This window comes from Pseudarthrobacter chlorophenolicus A6 (genome assembly GCF_000022025.1).
Taxonomy (GTDB): Bacteria; Actinomycetota; Actinomycetes; order Actinomycetales; family Micrococcaceae; genus Arthrobacter; species Arthrobacter chlorophenolicus.
This window is the reverse complement of the sequence record NC_011886.1, coordinates 561,037-583,603: the sequence shown is the minus strand read 5'-3', so window position 1 is coordinate 583,603 and position 22,567 is coordinate 561,037. Positions and strand designations below refer to the sequence as shown.

Genomic DNA, 22,567 nt, shown 5'->3' with positions numbered 1-22,567 from the left:
AACTCCATCGATAAAGCGGCAAATGGGTGCCGCAAAAGTTGGGTTCCTCCCCGCTCTGTAGTGGACCTGAGAGTTTCCGCGGCAGGGCCGCTTGCACCGTCGGTGAGCCAGGAACGAGCCTGTCTGCTTTCCAGAGTTGCCTGTCCGCGGCGGTACATGGGCCTGAGAGTTTCCTGGGGAGGGTTTGCTCCTACGGCGCCTGCTAAATGTACCCGGCAGGACTCTCCCGCCGCAGGTCGAAGGCGATCTTCAATTAGTGGTTGTGTCCAGCCGCCGCACCTTGCCGGGGCAACGCTGGCACGGGCTGCTCCGAATACGTAGAGCCAGCCGGGACGGCGCCGAACACCGACCCAGTGTGGTGCGGATCACGAAAAATTGTCAACCTCGTTTGCCTGCACGTCCATTGGGGGCGGTTCCGTGACGGACCGATTTGTTTTTGCTTCAACCAACCTGTACGGTGTGAGGCGAATCACCCACAGTTGAATAGCCTTTCGAGCTGTGACGGGAGAGTCCTCCCGGCATCCACCGGGCAGGCGCCGTAGGAGCAAATCCTCCCCAGGAATCTCTCAGGCCCCCGTACCGTCACAGCGAGGCAACTCTGGAAAGTAACCAGGTTTCGGCCAGGTTCACCGACGGTGCAAGCGAACCCGCCACGCAGGTTCCGCGGAATCTCTCAGGTCCAATACAGAGCGGGGAGGAACCCATCCCATGCCGCGCCACCCTGGCCGGCCAGACCTGGAGTTCCTCATGACGATTCAATCCCTTCCAACCTCGTTCGTTGACCGCCATATCGGCGCGCGCCGGCAGGCCGACGTCGACGCCATGCTCAAGGCTGTGGGCTACGACAGCGTTGATGGCCTGGTGGACGTGGCTGTACCGGCGTCGATCCGCCAGGAAACGGCTCTGAAGCTGCAGGACGCCCTCAGCGAGGTTGAGGTCCTCGCGGAGCTGCGCCGGCTGGCAGGCAAGAACAAGACCGCCGTGCAGCTGATTGGCCAGGGCTACTACGACACCATCACGCCGGCCGTGATCCGCCGCAACATCCTCGAGGCCCCCGCCTGGTACACCGCCTACACTCCGTACCAGCCTGAGATTTCGCAGGGCCGGCTGGAGGCGCTGCTGAACTTCCAGACCATGGTCCAGGACCTCACCGCCCTCCCGGTGGCCAACGCGTCGCTCCTCGATGAAGCCACCGCCGTGGCCGAGGCCGTTCTGCTGATGCGCCGCGCGAATAAAAATAAGGACGCCAAGGACGGCAAGACCGTCCTGGACGCCGACTGCCTTCCGCAGACCATCGCCATCGTCAAGGGCCGCGCCGAAGCGCTCGGCTTCGAGGTTGAGGTCGCTGACCTCTCCACGGGCCTGCCCGAGGGTGCCATCAACGGCATCGTGCTACAGCAGCCGGGCGTGTCCGGCCGCGTGTGGGACCAGGGCGCCGTGATCGCAGAGGCCAAGGAGCGCGGTGCGCTGGTCACGGTTGCCGCTGACCTGCTTGCCCTGACCCTGATCACGCCTCCGGGTGAGCAGGGCGCGGACATTGCTGTCGGCTCCACCCAGCGTTTCGGCGTCCCGCTGTTCTTCGGCGGCCCGCACGCCGCCTACATGGCTGTCCAGAAGGGCATGGAACGCACACTTCCCGGCCGCATCGTGGGTGTCTCCAAGGACAACGCCGGCGCGCCCGCCTACCGCCTGGCACTGCAGACCCGTGAACAGCACATCCGCCGCGAGAAGGCCACCTCCAACATCTGCACCGCCCAGGCACTGCTGGCCATCGTGTCCTCCTTCTACGCCGTCTACCACGGCCCGGACGGCCTGAAGGCGATCGCCGAGGACGTCCACCACAAGGCCCGGACCCTGGCCACCGCCCTGACGGCCATGGGCCGCGAGCTGGTTACGGACTCCTTCTTCGACACGATCACCGTGCGCGTGCCAGGCAAGGCCGCCAAGGTCATCAGCGCCGCCGAAGCGCGGGGCATCAACCTGCGCTTCGTCGACGCGGACACCGTGGGGGTCTCCATCGATGAGACGACGACGGCGGCGACGCTGTCCGCGGTGGCCGTCGCCTTTGGTGCCGGCCCGGTGGGCGACGCCCAGGGTTTCGAGCTGCCCGAATCAGTGCTGCGCACCTCCGGTTACTTGGAGCACCCGGTGTTCAACACGCACCGGTCCGAAACCCAGCTGCTGCGCTACATCCGCAAGCTTTCCGACCGTGACCTGGCGCTGGACCGCACCATGATTCCGCTGGGCTCGTGCACCATGAAGCTGAACGCCACCGCCGAGATGGAAGCGATTTCCTGGCCGGAGTTCGCCTCGATCCACCCGTTCGCCCCGGACTCCCAGACCGAGGGCTGGCGGGAACTGATCACCGGGCTCGAGGCGGACCTGACCGAGATCACCGGTTATGACCAGGTCTCCATCCAGCCCAACGCCGGTTCCCAGGGCGAACTCGCCGGCCTGCTGGCGATCCGCGGCTACCACCACTCCCGCGGTGACCAGCAGCGCAACGTCTGCCTGATCCCCGCTTCGGCGCACGGCACCAACGCCGCCTCCGCCGTGCTGGCGGGCATGAAGGTGGTGGTGGTGGCCACCGCCGCGGACGGGACCATCGACCACGCCGACCTGTACGCCAAGATCGAGGCGAACAAGGACGTCCTGTCCTGCATCATGATCACCTACCCCTCCACCCACGGCGTCTACGACGGCGATGTCACCGAAGTCTGCGACGCCGTCCATGCGGCCGGCGGCCAGGTCTATGTGGATGGTGCGAACCTGAACGCCCTCGTGGGCCTGGCGCAGCCGGGCAAGTTCGGCGGCGACGTCTCGCACCTGAACCTGCACAAGACCTTCTGCATCCCGCACGGCGGCGGCGGACCCGGCGTGGGCCCGGTCGCGGCGAAGGCGCACCTGGCACCGTTCATGCCTGGAGATGCAAACAAGGCCGCCCATGAGGATGGGCATGGGGTTGCGATCTCCGCGGCCCGCTTCGGCTCGGCCGGTGTGCTGCCGATTTCCTGGGCGTACGTGAAGCTGATGGGCGGTGCGGGCCTGACCGACGCCACCAAGTCCGCGCTGCTCGCCGCGAACTACGTCGCTGCACGGCTGAACGAGTTCTTCCCCGTGCTCTACACCGGCGAAGGCGGGCTGGTGGCGCACGAGTGCATCCTGGACCTGCGCGAACTCACCGCCCGTACCGGCGTGACGGCTGAGGACGTGGCCAAGCGCCTGATCGACTTCGGCTTCCACGCCCCCACACTCGCCTTCCCGGTGGCCGGAACCCTGATGGTGGAACCCACCGAGTCCGAGGACCTGGCCGAGATCGACCGCTTCATCGACGCCATGATCACCATCCACGCCGAGATCGAGCAGGTGGCGGCCGGCGACTTCTCCCTCGAGGCATCGCCGGTGCGCAACGCACCGCACACGGCTGCCGCCGTCGTCAGCTCCGACTGGGACCGTGCCTACCCGCGCGAGCAGGCCGCGTTCCCCGTGGCTTCCCTCCGGCAGGACAAGTACTTCCCGCCCGTGGGCCGCATCGACGGCGCCGCCGGCGACCGCAACCTGGTCTGCTCCTGCCCTCCCCTCGAAGCATTCGAAAACTAACAGGACTCCTGGTGGTTGAGCTTGCCGAAACCCGGTTTCGACAAGCTCAACCACCGGCCCGAAAGGACCTCCCATGACTGAGAACTACACCGCCCTCTACGAGCAGCACAAGAAAGCCGGCGCCTCCTTCACCGACTTCGGCGGCTGGCAGATGCCCCTCAAGTACAGTTCAGAACTCGCCGAGCACCACGCCGTGCGCACCGCTGCCGGCCTGTTCGACCTCTCGCACATGGGCGAAGTCTGGGTCACCGGCCCGGACGCCGCAGCATTCCTGGACTACGCCCTGGTGGGCAAGCTGTCCGCCATCGCGGTGGGCAAGGCAAAGTACTCGCTGATCTGCGACACCGACGGCGGCATCATTGACGACCTGATCACGTACCGCCTCCCCGCGGGTGCGGACGGAACCGCCAAGTACCTGGTGGTCCCGAACGCAGGCAACGCCAAGGTGGTGGCCGAGGCCCTGCAGGAACGCGCCGCCGGCTTCGACGTCACCGTGCAGGACGCCTCCGCCGAGACCTCTCTCATCGCGGTCCAGGGCCCCGCCGCCGAGGCCATCCTGCTGGCGCTCGTCCCGGCCGGCCAGCACTCCCTGGTCACGGAGCTGAAGTACTACGCCGCCGTCGAGGTGGGCATCACTGTCAACGGCGCCGTCCAGGACCTGCTGGTGGCCCGCACCGGCTACACCGGCGAAGACGGCTTCGAGATCTATGCCGGCAACCTGGAGGCAGCCGCCCTGTGGGAGGCCCTGCTGGCGGCCGGCGAAGGTTCCGGCCTCATCCCCGCAGGCCTCGCCGCCCGCGACTCCCTCCGCCTCGAAGCCGGCATGCCCCTCTACGGCAACGAACTCTCACGCCGGGTCAACGCCTACGCCGCCGGGCTGGGACCGGTTGTGTCCCTGGCCAAGGAAAGCGACTTCGTGGGCAAGGAGGCCCTGGCGGCCCTCAAGGCCGCCGGCGTCGGATCCACCGTGGGCCAGAAGCTCGTGGGCCTCAAAGGCACCGGACGGCGCGCCGCCCGCGGCCACTACCCCGTCCTCAAGGACGGCTCCCTCATCGGCGAAGTCACCTCCGGCCAGCCCTCCCCCACCCTCGGCTACCCCGTGGCGATGGCCTACGTCGACGTCGAATTCGCCGAAGCAGGGACCCTCGTTGACGTAGACCTCCGCGGCAAGCCCGAACGCTTCGAAGTAGTGGCACTCCCCTTCTACAAGCGCCAGAAGTAACGAGGTTTCGACGGGCTCAACCACCGGTGGTTGAGCCCGTCGAAACCCGGTCCAGGATTTTGTACAAGCAAGAAAAAGGAAACAGACAATGAGCAAAGTTGCAGCTGAACTGAAGTACTCCGCCGAGCATGAGTGGATTGCCGTGGACGGGTCCGGCCCGGCCGGGATCGGCATCTCCGCCGTTGCCGCCGATGCGCTGGGCGACATCGTGTACGTGGACCTGCCCGAGGTCGGCTCCATCGTGACCGCCGGCGAAACCTGCGGCGAGGTGGAATCCACCAAGTCCGTTTCGGACCTCTACTCCCCCGTCACCGGCGAGGTCACCGAGATCAACGACGGCGTGGTGTCCGATCCCGCCCTCATCAACAGCGATCCCTACGGAGCCGGCTGGCTGTTCAAGGTGTCCGTCACCGAAGAAGGCCCGCTGCTGTCCGCCGAGGAATACGCCGCAGCGAACGGCGGCGAACTGTGAGCGCCGCGGCCGAAGTCACCGCATTCGAGCAGGTGGTCTCCCCCAGCCTGAACGCGGACCTGTCCGTCCAGGACCCGGAGATCGCAGCCAAGATCGACGACGAACTGGGACGCCAGCGCGACGGCCTGGAAATGATCGCCTCCGAGAACCACACCGCCGCCGCGGTCATGCAGGCGCAGGGCTCGGTGCTGACCAACAAGTACGCCGAGGGCTACCCGGGCAAGCGCTACTACGGCGGCTGCGAACACGTGGATGTCATCGAACAGCTGGCCATCGACCGCGTCAAGGCACTGTTCGGCGCCGAATTCGCCAACGTGCAGCCGCACTCCGGTGCACAGGCCAATGCCTCGGTGATGCACGCGCTGATCAAGCCCGGCGACACCATCATGGGCCTCAACCTCGCCCACGGCGGACACCTGACGCACGGCATGAAGATCAACTTCTCCGGCAAGCTCTACAACGTGGTGCCGTACCAGGTCCGCGAAGACACCCACACCATCGACATGGCAGAGGTGGAGCGCCTGGCGCTGGAAACGAAGCCGCAGCTGATCGTTGCCGGCTGGTCCGCATACGCCCGCCAGCTGGACTTCGCCGAGTTCCGCCGGATCGCGGATCTCGTGGGCGCCTACCTGATGGTGGACATGGCGCACTTCGCCGGCCTCGTGGCAGCTGGCCTGCACCCCAGCCCGGTCCCGCACGCCCACGTGGTCACCTCCACCACGCACAAGACCCTCGCCGGTCCGCGCGGCGGCATCATCCTGTCGAACGACGCCGACATCGCCAAGAAGATCAACTCGGCTGTGTTCCCGGGTCAGCAGGGCGGGCCCCTGGAGCACGTCATCGCAGGCAAGGCAGTGGCCTTCAAGATCGCGGCTTCGGCCGAGTTCAAGGAACGGCAGGAGCGCGTCCTCGCCGGCTCCCGCATCCTGGCCGAGCGCCTGGTCCAGCCGGACGTCACCGCCAAGGGAATTTCCGTGATTTCCGGCGGCACGGACGTCCACCTGGTCCTGGTTGACCTCCGCAACTGCGAACTCAACGGCCAGCAGGCCGAAGACCGCCTGGCCGCGATCGACATCACCGTCAACCGCAACGCCGTGCCCTTCGATCCGCGTCCGCCGATGGTCACCTCCGGCCTGCGCATCGGCACCCCGGCGTTGGCGACCCGCGGGTTCGGCGAAGCAGCCTTCCGCGAGGTTGCTGACATCATCGCCGAGGCATTGATTGCCGACGCAGACCTTTCCGGACTGCGTCACCGCGTCGAAGCCCTCGCAAAGGCCCACCCGCTCTACCCGGGGCTGTAGTCTCCCCATCAGTTTCGACAGGCTCAACCACCGGTGGTTGAGCCTGTCGAAACCCCGTCTTTAGTTAGGAACCCCGTCATGGCTGTTGGCGTCTTTGATCTGTTTTCGATCGGTATTGGGCCTTCTTCTTCTCATACTGTGGGGCCGATGCGGGCTGCTGCTGTTTTTGCGGAGGAGTTGAAGGCTTCCGGTGTGCTGTCTGCTGTGGCTTCGTTGCGGGTGGATTTGTATGGGTCTCTGGCGGCGACGGGGCATGGGCACGGGACGATGACGGCGGTGCTGTTGGGGTTGGAGGGGTTTCATCCGGAGCTGATCCTTCCCGGGGAGGTGGAGGAGCGGTTGGCTGCGATCGCCGAAACGGGGATGCTGCACCTGGCCGGCGCCGGTGGCGGGGATGGCGTGAAGCTGCCGTATGGGGTGGGCGATATGGTGTTGCGGCCGTTGACGGTGTTGCCGCGGCACACGAACGGGATGACGTTCACGGTGACCGATGCCGCGGGTGAGGTGTTGCATGCGGCGACGTTCTTCTCCGTCGGTGGCGGGTTCATTGTCCGTGAGGGTGAGGAGGACGCCGCGCTGCAGGAGCTGGAGGAGTCGAAGAAGGAACTGCCGTTGCCGTTCCGGACCGCCGCGGAACTCCTGGCCCATTGCGCGGAGACCGGGTTGGGGGTCAGTGATGTGATGCTGGTCAACGAGAAGTCTTCCCGGGCCGGGGAGGAGATCCGGGCGGGGCTGCTGCATATCTGGTCCGTGATGGAGGCGTGCGTGGCGACGTCGCTGAAGCGTGAGGGCGTGTTGCCGGGCGGGTTGAAGGTCCGCCGCCGCGCACCGGACTGGTTCGACCGGTTGAAGAAGGAATGCGCCCGCCCGGGTGAGGACAGCCAGGACCGGGACTTCACGGACTGGGACTTCCACGACCCGAAGTACTGGCAGGAGTGGGTGAACCTGGTGGCGTTGGCGGTGAACGAGGAGAACGCTTCCGGCGGGCGCGTGGTTACCGCGCCCACGAACGGGGCGGCCGGGATCATTCCCGCGGTCCTGTACTACGCGCTGCATTTCGCCCCGGGCATGGAGAAGGCCACGCAGGAGGACCGCGAGGCTGTGGTGGCCAGGTTCCTGCTCGCCGCCGGTGCCGTGGGGGTGCTCTACAAGGAGCAGGCGTCGATTTCGGGTGCGGAGGTGGGCTGCCAGGGCGAGGTGGGGTCGGCGTCGTCGATGGCGGCCGCGGGCCTGGCGGAGGTTATGGGCGGCACCCCGGCGCAGGTGGAGAACGCCGCGGAAATCGCGATGGAACACAACCTGGGCCTGACGTGTGACCCGATCGGCGGGCTGGTCCAGGTCCCGTGCATCGAACGGAACGCGATCGCCGCCGCGAAAGCCATCAACGCCGCGAAAATGGCGCTCTGGGGCGACGGCACCCACCGCGTCTCCCTCGACGAAGTCATCATCACCATGCGCGAAACCGGCAAGGACATGAGCGACAAATACAAAGAAACCGCCATGGGCGGCCTCGCCGTCAACGTCGTCGAATGCTGAACCCCAACAAAGGAAACAACACCATGACACTGGCACCTGAAGGCCGGAAGTTGCTGCGGATCGAGCAGCGCAACGCGGCCACCCCGGTGGAACGCAAGCCGGAATGGATCAAGGCCAAAGTCCAGATGGGCCCGGAATTCGTCCAGCTCAAGAACCTGGTCAAAAAAGAAGGCCTGCACACCGTCTGCGAAGAAGCCGGCTGCCCCAACATCTTCGAATGCTGGGAAGACAAAGAAGCCACCTTCCTCATCGGCGGCTCCGAATGCACCCGCCGCTGCGACTTCTGCCAGATCGACACCGGCAAACCCTCCCCCGTGGACAGGTTCGAACCCACCAAAGTGGCCCGCTCCGTCCAGTCCATGGCCCTGCGCTACGCCACCGTCACCGGCGTAGCCCGCGACGACCTCGAAGACGAAGGCGTCTGGCTCTACGCCGAAACCGTCCGCAAAATCCACGAACTCAACCCCGGCACCGGCGTCGAACTCCTCATCCCCGACTTCTCCGGCAACCCCGACCACATCAAGGCGATCTGCGACTCCGCCCCGGAAGTCTTCGCCCACAACGTCGAAACCGTCCCCCGGATCTTCAAACGCATCCGCCCGGCCTTCCGCTACGAACGCTCCCTCGACGTCATCACCCAGGGCCGGAACCTGGGCATGGTCACCAAATCCAACCTGATCCTCGGCATGGGCGAAACCCGCGAAGAAATCTCCGAAGCCCTCGCCGACCTGCACGAGGCCGGCTGCGACCTGATCACCATCACCCAATACCTCCGCCCCTCCGAACGCCACCTCCCCGTGGACCGCTGGGTCAAACCCCAGGAATTCGTGGACCTCCAGCACGAAGCCGAAGAAATCGGCTTCCTCGGCGTCATGTCCGGCCCCCTGGTCCGCTCCTCCTACCGTGCCGGCCGCCTCTGGGCCACCGCCATGCGCAAAAAAGGCCGCGACATCCCCGCCGAACTCGCCCACATCGCCGACGGCATCCAGGACTCCGGCACCACCCGCCAGGAAGCCGCCACCCTCCTGGCCGGATAAGTTTCGACGGGCTCAAAACTACAGGCCGGTAATTGAGCCCGTCGAAGCGCCACACCGGCGGCCGGCCTGATGCTGATTGGGGGGTATCAGGCCGGCCGCTGCCCGGGCTTAAACTGGGATTTATGCCCGCCCCCAAAGCCTTGCGCCCGTTCGTCCACCGCGAGTACCGGGTCCTGATTGCAGCGCTGGCCATCTCGATCTTCGGTTCCGGTATGTGGGCCGTGGCCATGGTTTACCAGGTAATCCACCTGGGCGGCGGTCCCCTGGAGCTCTCACTGGTGGCAGCCGCCGGAAGCGTGGGGCTGGTGGCCTTTGTCCTGGCCGGCGGGATCGCGGCGGACAGGGTCCCGCAGCGGCGCCTGATCATCGCCGTGGAGGGCGCCAACCTGGCAGTCATCGCCACGATCAGCGGCCTGGCGATGGCGGGCTGGCTGCAACTGTGGCACGTGGCTGCGGGGGCGTTCGTCCTGGGAGTTGGTGCCGCCTTCTTCTTCCCTGCCTACTCCGCGATCCTGCCGCGCATCCTTCCGGCCGAGGACCTGCTGGCCGCCAACGGCATGGAGGGGACCATGCGCCCCGTCCTGCAGCAGGCGGCGGGACCAGCGGTGGCCGGCATCTTGGTGGCGGCCCTCTCGCCGTCGCATGCGGTGACCGGGGTGGCTGCGTGCCACCTGCTGGCGTTCTTTGTCCTGAATTTCCTGGGCCAGCACGCCCTGGCCACACCGCCGGAGGGGGCCGGCCATGAGGACGGACGCCGGAAATCGACCTTCGTCCAGGACCTGCGCGAAGGAGTCAGCTACACCATCAGGACCCCTTGGCTGCTGTGGACGCTGATCTGGGCCTGCATTTCGGTGCTGTTCCTGATCGGCCCCATCGAGGTCCTGCTGCCGTTCCTGGTTCGGGACCAGCTGGGCGGAGACTCGAGCATGTTCGGTTTCCTGCTGGCGGTCATGGGGGTGGGCGCAGCCCTTGGCTCCCTGGTGACGGCGTCCCTCCGCCTGCCCCGCCGCTACCTCACGGTGATGATGGTGTCCTGGGGCGTAGGGAGCCTGCCGATTGCCGCCGTCGGCCTCATGGACAACTTCTGGCTGATCGCAGCAGCCCTGTTCATCTGGGGCGCCACCGGGAGCGTGGGCATGGTCATCTGGGGCACGCTGCTCCAGCGCCGCGTCCCGTCCCACCTGCTGGGCCGCATCTCCAGCCTGGACTTTTTCGTGTCCCTGGCGCTGATGCCGGTGTCCATGGCGCTGGCCGGGCCGGCGGCTGAGGTGCTGCCCATCTGGCTGATCTTCCTGGTGGCGGGCGTGGTCTGCCCCATCATGGCCGTTATTGCATCCGCCGCCGCCAGGATGCCCCGCGACGAGCTCGCCCACCCGCTGGACGCGGCGCCCGAAGCCGCCGTGTCCTAGTTTCGGGGCAGATCAGCTGTTGGCGAGGACCACCGGAATGCTCGCCGTCGGAAGTCCGCTGGGGAAGACGGTGGGTTCCGGTTCCGCCACGGGCTCCAGCTCCACCCGGACGGGATCGGAGCCTACGGACACTACCTGGCCCCGCACGTTGACGTCGAGCGGGTCCCCTTCCTGCACGGTCAGCGTGATGGCGCCGGAGGAAAGCCGGACCAGCAGCAGCCGGCCGCTGATCCTGAGGTGGAAGGTCAGTCCGTCCCATTCCTCCGGCAGGCGCGGATCGAAGTACGGCACGGGACCCTGGTCCCGCAGGCCCGCAAAACCGCACACCAGTGAGCTCCACACCCCGCCGGTGGAGGCGATATGCACGCCGTCAATGGTGTTGCCGTGGGTGTCGTCAAGGTCGATGAACACCGCATTGGTGAAGTGCTTCAAGGCCTCGCCGGAGTACCCCACTTCGGCAGCCATGATGCCCTGCACGCAGGCGGACAGGGTGGAATCGCCGGTGGTGATGGGGTCGTAGAAATCGAACGCGCGCTGTTTCTCGCCCGCAGTGAAATCCTGCCATTGCAGGAACATGGCGAGGACGGTGTCCGCCTGCTTGAGCACCTGGTGGCGGTAGATCACCAGCGGGTGGAAATGCAGCAGGAGCGGGTACTTGGACCGCGGCGTGGTCCAGTCCCACGGCTCCAGGGTCATGAAGTCGTTGTCCTGGGAATGGACCTGCATGCGGCTGTCGAACGGCAGGTGCATCAGGTTGGCTGCCGCCCCCCACAGCTGCCGCTCTTCCTGGGTGACACCCGGATGGTCCAGCGCAGCGGCAGCCCGCAGGTTAAACCGGGCCATGACGTTGGTGTAGAGGTTGTCATTGACCACGGCGGTGTATTCATCCGGTCCGGTGACACCGTGGATGTGGAACAGCCCGTCCTTGCCGAAGAAGCCCAGCGAGATCCACATGCGCGCGGTCTCCATCAGCAGCTCCGCCCCCATGCCCTCCCGGAACGCGGAATCACCGGTGGCCCACAGGTAGCGGTTGGTGGCGAACGCGATGGCGGCCGCGATGTGGAACTGCGCGGTGCCCGCGGCGTAGTAGGCGCTGGCTTCGAGGCCGTTGATGGTGCGCCAGGGGAACAGGGCGCCGTCCACGCTGAGTTCCTTGGCCCGGACCTTGGCTTCGGGCAGCATGGCGTGGCGGAATTCCAGGACCTGCCGGGCACCGTCAGGGTTGGTGTACGTCAGGTACGGCAGCAGGTACACCTCCTGGTCCCAGAAGTAGTGGCCCTCGTAGCCTGACCCTGTGACTCCCTTGGCCGGGATGCCGGCCACGTTGGCACGGGCCGTGGCCTGGGCCAGCTGGAACAGGTTCCAGCGGATGGCCTGCTGCAGCTCCGGCTCGCCACCATCCACCACGATGTCCGAGGTTGCCCAGTAGCCGCGGTAATGCGCCTCGCTTTCGGCGAAGACGTCCGCCACAGACCGCAGGCCCGCTTCGGCAACGGCGGCGGCATCGACGCCCTCGTCCTGCATGGTCCGGCCGGCGGCGTAGCTGACGCTCTTCTCGAGGCGGAAGGGTTCCCCGGGGCTGACGGCCAGCACGTAGCGGACGCTGCTGTCGTCCTGGTCCACCACGGTTTCGAAGGGCTGGTGGCCGGCGGAGGTCCAGTGGTCCACGGCCAGGCCCACGCGCTGCTTGGATTCGGCGGCTTCCCAGGAGAGCCGCAGGGATCCGTCGCCGCCATCGAGCCGCAGTGGCAGCAGGACCCGTCCGGCGTGGCGGCCCGCGCGGCGGGGATCGTGGGCGGAGTGGTCCTCCACCGGCTGGTCCTGCCGGTTGACCACGGACGAGGTGACGTCGAGCGAAATGTCGCGGTCCGCCGCAACCTCAAGGGAAAGGCCCAGGCTGCCGCGGGATTCGTACCCCAATGCACGCCGTTCGGTGGTGGTGACCACGGATCCGGACCTGCACTGCCAGGTGATGCGGCACTCGTAAATGCCGGTGGAGAAGTCAACGCTCCGCCGGTAGTCCAGTACCTCCGATTCGGCAAGGCCCAGGGACTCCCCGTCCACCACGACGGTGAAGTTGTTGGCGTCCGGGATGTACAGGATGCGTTGGCCGGTCCGCGCGAATCCGAAGGCGTTCTCGGCGTGCTTGATGTCCCAGATTTCGTGCAGCCCGTTGATGAAGCTGCCGGGAAGTTCGGCATCCGCCGCTGCCCAGTGGGCGCCACGGATTCCGAGGTGGCCGTTGCCCAGGGAAAAGAGGGTTTCAAGCGTCCCTGCGTTTCCCGGTTCATGGCGGGTTTCCACCAGTTGCCAGGGAGTATTGGGGAACCGTTCGCGGTCCGCAGAGATGATAGCCATGGTGTTGGGTCCTTTAGGCATGCTGTGCACCGGCACAAGTCCGGCAGAGGGGATTCGAAGTGAAAGCTTGCCCGGATGGGTGCTGCCCGGGGGTGGCAGCGTCTCCGGTGTGGAACGGGGCTCCCGTTAGGGCAGGAGCTCTCCAAGGTCGTTGACCACCAGGGTTGCCCCGGCCTCGAGGAGGGTTTCGCGCCCGGCGCCGCGGTCCACACCGATGACGGAGTGGAACTGTCCCGCCTGGCCGGCCTGGACGCCGGAGACAGCGTCCTCCACCACTACGCACTCCTCGCTGGGCAGTTCCAGCAGCCGGGCCGCGTAGGCGTACGTCGCCGGGCTGGGCTTGCCGGGGATTCCTTCGCGGGCCGCCACCACACCGTCCACCACGACGGGGAAATGGTGGCTAAGGCCCGCGGCGGCCAGCACTGCGGGGGCGTTTCGGGAGGAGGATACGACGGCGACCTTCAGTCCGCGGTCCAGCGCGGCTTCGAGGAAACGCACCGAGCCTTCGAAGGGCGCGACGCCGGTGCTGACGATGTCATTGAAGATCCGGTTCTTGCGGTTTCCGAGGCCCTGGACCGTGATGTTGGCGGGATCGTCGTCCAGCGGTCCTTCGGGGAGTTCAATGCTGCGTGAGGCGAGGAAATCCCGGACGCCGTCGAACCGCGGCTTGCCGTCGATGTGGTCGAAGTAGTCGCTTTCGCGGTAGCCCTGGACCTCGGGGTGCCCGGCAAGGAAGCCTTCGAAGAGTTCCTTCCAGGCCTGCTCGTGCACTGTCGCCGTAGGGGTCAGCACGCCGTCAAGGTCGAACAGGATGGCGGAGGCGCCCGTCCAGGCAGTGTTCCCGGGGTCCGTTGCGGCGGAAGGCTCGTTGGCGGGTGCTTCGTGGGCGGAGTTGTTCATCGGCAGGTGGGGATCCTTTCAAGCAGCGGGCAGCTAAGACGACGTGCGCAGGGTGGTGGGTGTGGCGTCGGCGCCAGTCGAATCTGCACATGCAGCGGGCCGTGCCGGCGGGGGAACCGGCGCCATTTCCGGGGCCATGCTGATCTACATTCGTCTTCCATCTTGAACTTGTTGCCCGCGCAGGACAACCCGGCGGCGGCGTACGGCAGCGCCGAGGATGAGTGTAAACGCTTGCATATTTCGCTCGCAACTGTTTTCTGCCCGCGCCGCCCGGCCGGTCCAGTATGACGGCGGCCTAGGCTCCGGCGGCACCGCCACGGAGCACGTAATGCCGAAGGAACGCGCCCACGTCAGCCATCTCGGCTTTGGACATAGCGTGACCCATCCCCGGGTAGGTCCGGGCGGTCAGGAGCGTGTGGGTTTCAAGCCATTCGCCCGTGTAGGCCGTGGCATCCTCGTTGATCACCAGGTCCGCCTTGTCGCGCCCCCAGAAGAACGGCGGCCTGGCATCGAACTCATCGGTGAGGGCCAGGAGGTCGTTATCCAGCACAAACCCGGACAGGCCGACGACGGCGGCGTAGTCGCGGGGGTGAAGGCGCAGGAGGGTGCTGGCCATGGCCATGCCTTGGGAGTAGCCCATCAGGCTCACGCTGGTGTGCTGGCCGCGGACGGAGTTGATCCAGCCTTGCACGGTACCGGTGACCGAGATGACGTCGGCAAAGTCGTTGGCAAGGAAGTAGTCCAGGAGGAACCAGCCGTAGTGGTCGCCGATGGGCATCGGTGCCCTGAGGGCCGCGAAGGTGAACTCCGCGGGAAGGTACTCGAACAGCCGGACCATGCGGGATTCGTCCGTGCCGTAGCCGTGCATCATCACCAGCAGGGGCGTCCCGGCACGCTGGTCCTCGGGCTTGGACCACACAACTGTTTCCATCGGACCAGACTAGCGAGGCAACTCTGCTGCGCCGCCACCCCGCCATGAACCCATGCGCCCCGGCAATCACAGCAGCCACGCATAATTTCCCGGCAACGACTCAGCATCATTCGTTGAATCGGGAGTGGGCGCACTGTAGCGTGACGCCTACTATCAGCATGCTGACCAGTGGCTTTACAGACAAAGCAGAGCAGTGACCTAACCGCAATACCGTGCACCGCCCCACAGGAGCCGCAAGCCGCGGCCAGCAGAAGGAGCAAGTCATGAGAATCGGCTCGTCAATCTTCCTTATCGCCCTCGGCGCCATCCTGGCCTGGGCTGTGGCCCCGGGACTCATCCCCTTCGTGGACCAGGCGCTGGTGGGGTACATCCTCATCGCCGTGGGCGTCATCGGCCTGATTGCCTCTCTGGTCCTTGCCTCCCCGGGCCGGACGCGGCGGGTCAGCGAGACCCGGTCCGTCGTAGACCCGAACACGGGCGAGCGGATCACCCGGAATGAAAGCCGCGACGGAACCATCTAGCAACGTCGGCTGCGGGTCTTCCAGGGCCAGGCAGACCATGAACCCGGGAAGCCGGGCCGGACAACAGCGTCCGGCCCGGCTTTCGCGTCCCTGGAGCCGCTCTCCGTGCACAATGCCCGCGGATATTGTTTCGTGTTGGTTTCCATTGACAAACCAACATAAGCAAAGATAAAGTCAAGTAACTCAACATCATGTGATGCCAGTCACGCCAAACAGGGCGCCGGACACCACAGCACCAGCAAGCTACGCAACGGAGGGTACGTGTTCGCCGAGGAGCGCCAGCAGAAGATTGCCGAGCTTGTTGCCGGCAGCGGCCGGGTCAGCGTGACCCTGCTGGCTGAGCGCTTCCGCATCACCACCGAAACCGTCCGCCGGGACCTCGCCACCCTTGAGAATGCCGGCACGGTTCGGCGCGTTCACGGCGGGGCGGTCGCGGCAGACCGCTTCAGCACTACCGAGGAGAGCGTCACCGAACGCGCCATCCGCCGGCCGGACCAGAAGAGCCGCATCGCCGAGGCCGCCCTCGCGCTCATCCCCCGCAACTCGCCCGGCAGCGTCCTGATCGACGGCGGAACCACCACCGAAGTCCTGGCCGACATGCTGGCCCGGCGCACCGCCGTCGAACTTTCCGAATCCGGCGGGGCCGGAACCGAACTGGTGGCCATCACGCACGCTGTCCCCATTGCGGGCAGGCTCTCCAGCGTCCCCGGCATCGCACTGCACATCCTGGGCGGCCGGGTACGGGGCATCACCCAGGTGGCCGTCGGCCAGGCAACCGTGGATGCAGCCGCACGGATCCGCCCGGATATTGCCTTCCTGGGGACCAACGGCATCCACCCCACCTTTGGACTCAGCACTCCCGATCCCGAAGAAGCCGCAGTGAAGGCTGCCTTCGTCCACTCGGCGCGCCGCATCGTGGTGCTGGCCGATTCCTCCAAGCTGGACGCGGAAACGCTGGTCCAGTTCGCCTCCCTGAAAGACCTGGACACCTTGATTACAGACAGCGAACCCGGCCCCGAACTCGCCGCAGCCCTGGAAGAGGCCGATGTAGACGTGGTGATCGCATGATTGTCACCTTCACGGCCAACCCCAGCCTGGACCGCACCGTCGCCCTGCCCGGACCACTGGAACGCGGCGAAGTGCAGCGTGCTGTGTCCGTCACCCAGGAATCCGGCGGCAAGGGCGTCAACGTATCCCGGGCGCTGGTGGCCTCCGGCCTCGAGTCCCTGGCAGTCCTCCCCGGTGCGGACACCGACCCCGTCCTTGCGGGGCTGCGGGCAACCTCCGTGCCGTTTGTGTCCCTGCCCATCGACGAGCCGCTGCGCACCAACGTGGCCCTCACCGAGCCCGGCGGGGTCACCACCAAGATCAACGAACCCGGCCCCGTCCTGGACGACAACCAGCAGGAGGCGCTCCTCAAGCTGCTGCTGGAAAGCTCACGGGGTGCCGGCTGGGTGGTCCTGGCAGGTTCGCTGCCGCCGGGCTTCCCGTCAGATTTTTACGCGACGGCGGCCCGCCGCCTGCGTTCAGCTGCCGACAGCGAATCCTCAGGGCACACGCCACTGATCGCCGTCGACTCGTCCGGCCAGCCACTCGCCGCCGCCCTGACAGGCGGCGCGGAGGGCATGCCGGATCTTTTGAAGCCCAACGCCGAGGAACTGGCGGAACTGGCTGCTGCAGCCGGGTTCGCCACGGCCGCCGCTGACGAACTGGAAGCGGACCCGGCGGCTGCCGCCGAGGCCGCGTCCGCCGTCGTGCGTTCCGGTGTGGGTGCTGTGCTGGCAACTCTCGGTTCCAAGGGAGCTGTCCTCGTAACGGCCGACGGCGCGTGGCTGGCCACGCATCCGCCGGTCGCCGCAGTGAGCACGGTGGGTGCGGGAGATTCCGCACTGGCCGGCTACCTGCTCGCCCACAGCCAGGGCGCCGCCCCGGCTGACTGCCTGCGTCAGGCGGTGGCCCATGGAGCCGCCGCCGCCTCCCTGCCCGGTTCAACGGTTCCGGCAGTGCACCAAACCACCCCGGAAGCCGTAACCATCACGGCCCTTCGAAAGGATTGACAGTGACTCAGCTCATCACCACGGAACTGGTCGAGCTCGACCGGAACCTGGGCAACGACCCCGAGGCGGTGATCCGGCACCTGGCAAGCAAGGTTGCTGCCACCGGACGCGCAACAGAGGTTGAAGGCCTCTTTGCCGACGCCTACGCCCGCGAACAGAAAACCGCCACCGGCATTCCCGGCGGCATCGCCATCCCGCACTGCCGCTCCGCGGCGGTAGTGGAGCCCACCCTGGCCATGGCCCGCCTTTCGCCCAAGGTGGACTTCGGCGCCAAGGACGGCCCCGCGGACCTGGTGTTCTTCATCGCCGCTCCGGACGGTGCCGACCAGGCCCACCTGAAGCTGCTCTCCAAGCTGGCCCGGTCCCTCATCAAAAAGGACTTCACGGCTGCCCTGCGCAACGCCTCCTCCGAGGCTGAGATCGTGGAGCTGGTGGACGGTGCCCTCGCCGACAAGCCGGCCGCGCACGCCTCCCCGGCGCCTGCCGATGCTGCCCCGGCGGCTGCCGCGGCTGCTTCGGTTTCCGCCGGCGCCGGTCCTGCCGCTGCCGGCCCCAAGCGCCTCGTCGCCGTCACCGCCTGCCCCACCGGCATCGCCCACACCTACATGGCAGCCGACTCCCTCGTGGCTGCCGCCCAGGAAGCCGGCGTGGACCTGCAGGTGGAGACCCAGGGTTCCTCCGGCGCCAAGCCGTTGGACCCCGCCGTCATCGCCGCCGCGGACGCCGTGATCTTCGCCGTTGACGTGGACGTGCGCGGCAAGGAGCGCTTCGCCGGCAAGCCGGTGATCAACGCCCCCGTCAAGCGCGGCATCGACGAGCCCGCCAAGATGGTCCAGGAAGCCCTGGCCGCCGCGGACGACCCCCACGCCCGCCGCGTTCCGCACTTTGGTGCCGAGGAACAGGCCGAGCAGGCGGCCGCCGAAAAGGGCGAGCACATCGGCCAGAAGCTGAAGAGGGCACTCCTCACCGGCGTCAGCTACATGATCCCGTTCGTTGCCGGTGGCGGCCTCCTGATCGCCCTTGGATTCCTGCTGGGCGGCTATGACATCACCGGCGTGGCGGACAAGGTGGTGCTGGAAAACAGCTTCGGCAACCTCCCCGAAGGCGGCCTGGCTATTTACCTCGGCGCTGTCTTCTTCAAGATCGGTGCCCTGTCCATGGGCTTCCTGGTCCCTGCTCTGGCCGGCTATATCGCCTACGCCATCGCTGACCGCCCGGGCATCGCCCCCGGTTTCGTGGCAGGCGCGGTTTCCGGATTCATGGGCGCCGGGTTCCTCGGCGGCATCGTGGGCGGCCTCCTGGCCGGCTACATCGCGCACCTGATCGGCACCTGGCAGGTGGCCCGCTGGCTGCGTGGCCTCATGCCTGTGGTCATCATCCCGCTGCTGGCTTCCATCGTGGCTTCCGGCCTGATGTTCCTGGTCCTCGGCGGCCCCATTGCGGGCCTCACCACCGCGCTCAACAGCTGGCTGTCCGGGATGACCGGTGCTTCCGCTGTAGTCCTGGGCATCATCCTGGGCCTCATGATGTGCTTCGACCTGGGTGGCCCGGTCAACAAGGTGGCCTACGCGTTCGCCGTGGCCGGCCTGAGCGCCGGCAGCGCCACCAACCAGGCACCGTGGCAGATCATGGCCACCGTGATGGCCGCAGGCATGGTCCCGCCGCTGGCCATGGCCCTGGCCACCGTCCTGGACAAGAAGCTCTTCAGCCTGGCTGAACGCGAAAACGGCAAGGCAGCCTGGCTGCTGGGCGCTTCGTTCATCTCCGAAGGCGCCATCCCGTTCGCCGCTGCTGATCCGCTGCGCGTCATCCCCGCCAGCATGCTGGGCGGCGCACTCACCGGCGCCCTCACCATGGCCTTCAACGTCACGTCGCAGGCACCCCACGGCGGTATCTTCGTGTTCTTCGCCATCGGCAACGTGCTGATGTTCATCGTCTCGATCATTGCCGGCACGGTGGTCAGTGCACTGGCCGTGGTGGCGCTGAAGCGCTGGGCAGCCCCGAAGACCACTGCTACCGTGGAGAGCGTCCCAGCAACGGTCTGACCGCGGCCCCACCCACACACCTCACGGCGCTGAACCGTCAGCTCGCCGAAAGACAAAGGAGCAACAATGCCAGAACGCACCGCAACCGTCGCCAGCCGCGTGGGCCTGCACGCCCGTCCCGCCGCCATCTTTGCGGAGGCCGCCGGCGAGTTCGACCTGGACATCACCATCGCCCGTGAAGGCGAGCCCGCCGACGAGGCCATGGATGCGGCCAGCATCCTGTCGCTCATGAGCCTGGGTGCCTCACACGGCGACGTTGTGGTGCTCCGCGCCGAGGGTGCAGGCGCCGATGACGCCCTGGAACGCCTGGTGCAGATCCTGGAAACGGACCACGACGCCGAGTAGCAGGCGGGCTGCCCGGCAGCCCGGTTAAGCCAAGCGGCCGCCGTCGCGCCTTCCCCTCAAGGGAACGGCACGACGGCGGCCGCTGGCTTTAAGCGTCCGGGCCACCTCCCCCCGCGTCCCACCCAACTAGGTAGCAGCAGATGTCGTTTTGAGGGTCCAAAACGACATCTGCTGCTACCTGGTTGGGAGGACGGGGTCAGGGGCGTTCGGCGATGGCTTTCACGTCGGCCACCAGCTTGTCCCACATGCCCTTAGAGTGGCTTGCCGCCTCTTCACTCGGGTTGTTGTCCTGGGCGAGCGTGAGGTGGGTGCCGCCGTCGCGGTCCTGCAGCGTCCAGGTCAGCGTGTGGTAGTTCTCCGGCACGTCCTCGTCGCCGCTGAGGGCGCTGAAATGGGTGTGCACCAGTTTCCGGCCGGGATCCACTTCCAGCACCTTGCCTTTGTCCTGGTACGGTTTGCCCTCCCATTCGCCGCTCCACGTGATGGGACTTCCTTCCGCCCAGTCCGTCTCGAGTTCAGCCCCGAACATGAATTCCCTGGCGGCCGCGGGGTCCGTGATGACGTTCCAGACGCGGTCCGGCGGGGCGTCGATGGTGGCGCTGGATGTTGACGTGAAGTCTCCGGGCATGTCAGGCCTTCCTCGCGGTGAACAGCAAATATTCCCATTCCATCTGGAACGGGGTGTCGCCGTGGGCGTCGCCGAAGGACTCGGCGAGGTCCGTCAGCGCCTTGTCCAGTTCCTTGACCTTGTCCGCGTCGGCCCCGATGTATTTGTAGACGGCGATGGTGGGGCCGTAGTGCGATTTGAAGTAGCGGACAAAGTCGCCGGGCTGGTGGAAACTCCGCACCGCCAGGGCCTGCTTGCGGACCGCCACGTCGGTGACCCTGTCCCCCAGCAGTTCCCTGACGTGGTCCTCGCTCCCCCACAGGGGTGCAGGCTGGGCGCCCGGCGGTGGCGGCGGAGCGAAGGGCTTCATGATGGCGAACATCCGGCCAATGAAGCCCTCAGGGGTCCAGCTGAGCAGCCCGATGTTGCCGCCGGGCTTGCACACCCGGAGGATTTCATCCGCCGCCGTCTGGTGCCGCGGCGCGAACATGGCACCCAGGCAGGACATCACGACGTCGAACGAGGCGTCGTCGAACGGCAGCGCCTCGGCGTCGGCTTCTTTCCATTCCAGGCTGACGCCCCGGTTGCCGGCTTCGCGCCGCCCGGCTTCGAAGAGCTCCGGAGTGAGGTCCGAGGCCACCACCTTGGCGCCCATCATGGCCGCGGGGATAGCCGCATTACCTGACCCGGCGGCCACGTCCAGCACCCGGTGGCGGGAGCGGACGCCGCACGCTTCCACCAGGATGGCGCCCAGCTCCAGGAGCATTTCATCCGCCAGCGCCGGGTAATCCCCGGACGCCCACATGGCACGGTGCTTCTGTTTCAGCGCCCGGTCCGCCTCGGCCGCATCGGTCTGGTCATTCATGGGTCCGCGCTCCTCATCGAGCCGTTGGGTTTCAGCGCGCTGCGGGCACAGCGGGCGCTGCGATGCGACTCATTCTGGCCGCGCGCGCACCGGCTGTAAAGGTGGTCCGGCTATTGGAGGGGCTGCGGAAAGGCGCCGCCCCTGTTTACGCCGGCTTGCGCGCCCTGGTGGTGGACTTCGCGGCGGGTTTCTCGGTGCTCTTTGACGCGGCCGCCTTGGTCCCGGTGGATTTGCCGGCGGCGGTCTTTGCGGCGGTGGACTGGGTGCCGGTGGACTTCGCTGCGGTGCTCCGGGTTGACGTGCCCTTGGCCGCAACGCTCTTCGACGCCGTCGATTTGGCCGCCGTAGACCGGGTGCCGGTTTTGGTGTCGGTGGCCTTGGACGCTGATGTCTTTGAAGCAGCGGCAGTCCCTGTTCCCGGGGACCGTGAGCCGGAGGACTTCCGCGCGGGCTTGGCGGACTTTTCCCCATCCTCCGACCCGTCGTCGTCGGACGCTTCCTCCTCCTCGGAATCCGCTGCGCCCGAGGCTGCTGCCGCGCCGCCGCGTTTCCGGTCGAGGCTGCGTTTCAGGGCTTCCATCAGGTCGATGACCTCGCCCTTGCCTCCCTCGCCTGCCTCCACGCCGAAGGTTTCATCGGTGTCCAGGGACTCGCCCTGTTCCAGCTTGGCGTCGATGAGCTTCCGCAGCTGCACCTGGTAGTCGTCGGTGAAGGATTCCGGTTCAAAGTCCGCGGCCATCGATTCGACCAGCGCTGCGGACATATCGCGTTCCTGCGCGGAGATCCTGATGTCGGCGTCCAGCGAGGGGAAGTTCGCCTCGCGCACCTCGTCCGGCCACAGCAGGGACTGCAGCACCAGGACGTCGTCCTTGATCCGCAGCGCCCCCAGCCGGGTCTTCTCGCGCAGGGCGTACTGGACGATGGCCACCCTGTCTGTGTCTTCGAGGGCCCGGCGCAGCAGAACGTAGGCTTTGGGCGACTTGGAGTCCGGTTCCAGGTAATAGCTCTTCTCGAACATCATCGGTTCGAGCTGCTCGGAGGGAACGAACTGCACCACTTCGATTTCGTGGCTGTTTTCCGCCGGGATGGCCTTCAGCTCATCCTTGGACAGCACCACCGTGCGGCCGTCTTCCTCGAAGGCTTTCTCGATGTCCGAGTAGTCGATCACCTGCCCGCAGACCTCGCAACGGCGCTGGTAGCGGATCCTTCCGCCGTCGGCGTTGTGGACCTGGTGCAGACTGATGTCATGATCCTCTGTGGCGCTGTAGACCTTGACGGGCACGTTGACCAGCCCAAATGCGATGGCGCCCTTCCAGATGGCTCTCATCCCTACAGTCAACAGCACGCCGGGCCGGAGGTGA

General features: G+C 66.7%; 18 protein-coding genes and 3 riboswitches. Of the genes, 12 read left to right on the top strand and 6 right to left on the bottom strand.

The genetic code is table 11. The features are described from left to right. Positions 1–45 precede the first annotated feature (45 nt). Positions 46–140, bottom strand: a riboswitch (glycine riboswitch). After that, a riboswitch (glycine riboswitch) is annotated at positions 141–239 on the bottom strand. A 253-nt stretch (positions 240–492) separates the two neighbouring features. Next, positions 493–592, top strand: a riboswitch (glycine riboswitch). Positions 593–747: 155 nt separating this feature from the next. The 7 genes from gcvP (at position 748) to ACHL_RS02640 (ending at position 10,577) form a co-directional block, all read left to right on the top strand. Next, a complete protein-coding gene (gene gcvP / locus ACHL_RS02670) occupies positions 748–3,600 on the top strand; it encodes an aminomethyl-transferring glycine dehydrogenase (protein ID WP_043794393.1) in 2,853 nt (950 codons plus the stop codon). A 73-nt stretch (positions 3,601–3,673) separates the two neighbouring features. Then, positions 3,674–4,822, top strand: coding sequence for a glycine cleavage system aminomethyltransferase GcvT (gene gcvT, locus ACHL_RS02665; protein ID WP_015935763.1), 1,149 nt, complete (start codon positions 3,674–3,676; stop codon positions 4,820–4,822). An 88-nt stretch (positions 4,823–4,910) separates the two neighbouring features. Continuing rightward, positions 4,911–5,294, top strand: coding sequence for a glycine cleavage system protein GcvH (gene gcvH / locus ACHL_RS02660; RefSeq protein WP_015935762.1), 384 nt, complete (start codon positions 4,911–4,913; stop codon positions 5,292–5,294). Continuing rightward, positions 5,291–6,595: a serine hydroxymethyltransferase gene (gene glyA / locus ACHL_RS02655; protein ID WP_015935761.1), complete on the top strand. Its 1,305-nt coding sequence runs from the start codon at positions 5,291–5,293 to the stop codon at positions 6,593–6,595. Before gcvH ends, glyA begins: the two co-directional genes overlap by 4 nt. A gap of 78 nt (positions 6,596–6,673) precedes the next feature. Next, entirely contained in the window at positions 6,674–8,131 is a 1,458-nt protein-coding gene (locus ACHL_RS02650; RefSeq protein ID WP_015935760.1) for an L-serine ammonia-lyase, read from the top strand. 23 nt (positions 8,132–8,154) lie between these two features. After that, the gene (gene lipA, locus ACHL_RS02645) at positions 8,155–9,168 is read left to right on the top strand and encodes a lipoyl synthase (protein ID WP_043794392.1); all 1,014 of its coding nucleotides are present in this window, start codon (positions 8,155–8,157) and stop codon (positions 9,166–9,168) included. 122 nt (positions 9,169–9,290) lie between these two features. Continuing rightward, positions 9,291–10,577 carry an MFS transporter gene (locus tag ACHL_RS02640; protein WP_015935758.1) on the top strand — a complete coding sequence of 429 codons (1,287 nt, stop codon included), beginning with the start codon at positions 9,291–9,293 and terminating at the stop codon, positions 10,575–10,577. Between the two features lie 12 nt (positions 10,578–10,589). Here ACHL_RS02640 and ACHL_RS02635 read toward each other — a convergent pair whose 3' ends face one another. From ACHL_RS02635 to ACHL_RS02625, 3 genes are all read right to left on the bottom strand, one after another. Beyond that, positions 10,590–12,935, bottom strand: a complete 2,346-nt coding sequence (locus ACHL_RS02635) for a glycoside hydrolase family 65 protein (protein WP_015935757.1) — start codon at positions 12,933–12,935, stop codon at positions 10,590–10,592. Between the two features lie 126 nt (positions 12,936–13,061). Further along, positions 13,062–13,835, bottom strand: coding sequence for an HAD family hydrolase (locus ACHL_RS02630; protein ID WP_015935756.1), 774 nt, complete (start codon positions 13,833–13,835; stop codon positions 13,062–13,064). A 295-nt stretch (positions 13,836–14,130) separates the two neighbouring features. Beyond that, the gene (locus tag ACHL_RS02625; RefSeq protein ID WP_015935755.1) at positions 14,131–14,766 is read right to left on the bottom strand and encodes an alpha/beta hydrolase; all 636 of its coding nucleotides are present in this window, start codon (positions 14,764–14,766) and stop codon (positions 14,131–14,133) included. 263 nt (positions 14,767–15,029) lie between these two features. On the opposite strand from ACHL_RS02625, the gene ACHL_RS02620 reads away from it, so the two are divergent. From ACHL_RS02620 to ACHL_RS02600, 5 genes are all read left to right on the top strand, one after another. Further along, a complete protein-coding gene (locus ACHL_RS02620; protein ID WP_015935754.1) occupies positions 15,030–15,287 on the top strand; it encodes a DUF6458 family protein in 258 nt (85 codons plus the stop codon). Positions 15,288–15,548: 261 nt separating this feature from the next. Then, a complete protein-coding gene (locus ACHL_RS02615; protein WP_015935753.1) occupies positions 15,549–16,355 on the top strand; it encodes a DeoR/GlpR family DNA-binding transcription regulator in 807 nt (268 codons plus the stop codon). Next, the gene (locus ACHL_RS02610) at positions 16,352–17,344 is read left to right on the top strand and encodes a 1-phosphofructokinase family hexose kinase (protein WP_015935752.1); all 993 of its coding nucleotides are present in this window, start codon (positions 16,352–16,354) and stop codon (positions 17,342–17,344) included. Before ACHL_RS02615 ends, ACHL_RS02610 begins: the two co-directional genes overlap by 4 nt. 2 nt (positions 17,345–17,346) lie before the next feature. After that, positions 17,347–19,389, top strand: a complete 2,043-nt coding sequence (locus ACHL_RS02605; RefSeq protein ID WP_015935751.1) for a PTS fructose transporter subunit IIABC — start codon at positions 17,347–17,349, stop codon at positions 19,387–19,389. Positions 19,390–19,455: 66 nt separating this feature from the next. Next, a complete protein-coding gene (locus tag ACHL_RS02600; RefSeq protein ID WP_015935750.1) occupies positions 19,456–19,734 on the top strand; it encodes an HPr family phosphocarrier protein in 279 nt (92 codons plus the stop codon). 196 nt (positions 19,735–19,930) lie between these two features. Here the strand turns inward: ACHL_RS02600 and ACHL_RS02595 are convergent, their stop codons facing one another. The 3 genes from ACHL_RS02595 to ku form a co-directional block, all read right to left on the bottom strand. After that, entirely contained in the window at positions 19,931–20,362 is a 432-nt protein-coding gene (locus ACHL_RS02595; RefSeq protein WP_015935749.1) for an SRPBCC domain-containing protein, read from the bottom strand. A 1-nt stretch (position 20,363) separates the two neighbouring features. Next, the gene (locus ACHL_RS02590; RefSeq protein WP_015935748.1) at positions 20,364–21,206 is read right to left on the bottom strand and encodes a class I SAM-dependent methyltransferase; all 843 of its coding nucleotides are present in this window, start codon (positions 21,204–21,206) and stop codon (positions 20,364–20,366) included. Between the two features lie 145 nt (positions 21,207–21,351). Continuing rightward, positions 21,352–22,533: a non-homologous end joining protein Ku gene (ku, locus tag ACHL_RS02585; protein ID WP_015935747.1), complete on the bottom strand. Its 1,182-nt coding sequence runs from the start codon at positions 22,531–22,533 to the stop codon at positions 21,352–21,354. Positions 22,534–22,567 lie beyond the last annotated feature (34 nt).

Bases quoted from the DNA above. Each gene is read 5' to 3' on its own strand.
- gcvP (WP_043794393.1), top strand. From the start codon at position 748: ATGACGATTCAATCCCTTCCAACCTCGTTCGTTGACCGCCATATCGGC.
- gcvT (WP_015935763.1), top strand. From the start codon at position 3,674: ATGACTGAGAACTACACCGCCCTCTACGAGCAGCACAAGAAAGCCGGC.
- gcvH (WP_015935762.1), top strand. From the start codon at position 4,911: ATGAGCAAAGTTGCAGCTGAACTGAAGTACTCCGCCGAGCATGAGTGG.
- ACHL_RS02650 (WP_015935760.1), top strand. From the start codon at position 6,674: ATGGCTGTTGGCGTCTTTGATCTGTTTTCGATCGGTATTGGGCCTTCT.
- lipA (WP_043794392.1), top strand. From the start codon at position 8,155: ATGACACTGGCACCTGAAGGCCGGAAGTTGCTGCGGATCGAGCAGCGC.
- ACHL_RS02640 (WP_015935758.1), top strand. From the start codon at position 9,291: ATGCCCGCCCCCAAAGCCTTGCGCCCGTTCGTCCACCGCGAGTACCGG.
- ACHL_RS02635 (WP_015935757.1), bottom strand. From the start codon at position 12,935: ATGGCTATCATCTCTGCGGACCGCGAACGGTTCCCCAATACTCCCTGG.
- ACHL_RS02630 (WP_015935756.1), bottom strand. From the start codon at position 13,835: ATGAACAACTCCGCCCACGAAGCACCCGCCAACGAGCCTTCCGCCGCA.
- ACHL_RS02625 (WP_015935755.1), bottom strand. From the start codon at position 14,766: ATGGAAACAGTTGTGTGGTCCAAGCCCGAGGACCAGCGTGCCGGGACG.
- ACHL_RS02620 (WP_015935754.1), top strand. From the start codon at position 15,030: ATGAGAATCGGCTCGTCAATCTTCCTTATCGCCCTCGGCGCCATCCTG.
- ACHL_RS02610 (WP_015935752.1), top strand. From the start codon at position 16,352: ATGATTGTCACCTTCACGGCCAACCCCAGCCTGGACCGCACCGTCGCC.
- ACHL_RS02600 (WP_015935750.1), top strand. From the start codon at position 19,456: ATGCCAGAACGCACCGCAACCGTCGCCAGCCGCGTGGGCCTGCACGCC.
- ACHL_RS02595 (WP_015935749.1), bottom strand. From the start codon at position 20,362: ATGCCCGGAGACTTCACGTCAACATCCAGCGCCACCATCGACGCCCCG.
- ACHL_RS02590 (WP_015935748.1), bottom strand. From the start codon at position 21,206: ATGAATGACCAGACCGATGCGGCCGAGGCGGACCGGGCGCTGAAACAG.
- ku (WP_015935747.1), bottom strand. From the start codon at position 22,533: ATGAGAGCCATCTGGAAGGGCGCCATCGCATTTGGGCTGGTCAACGTG.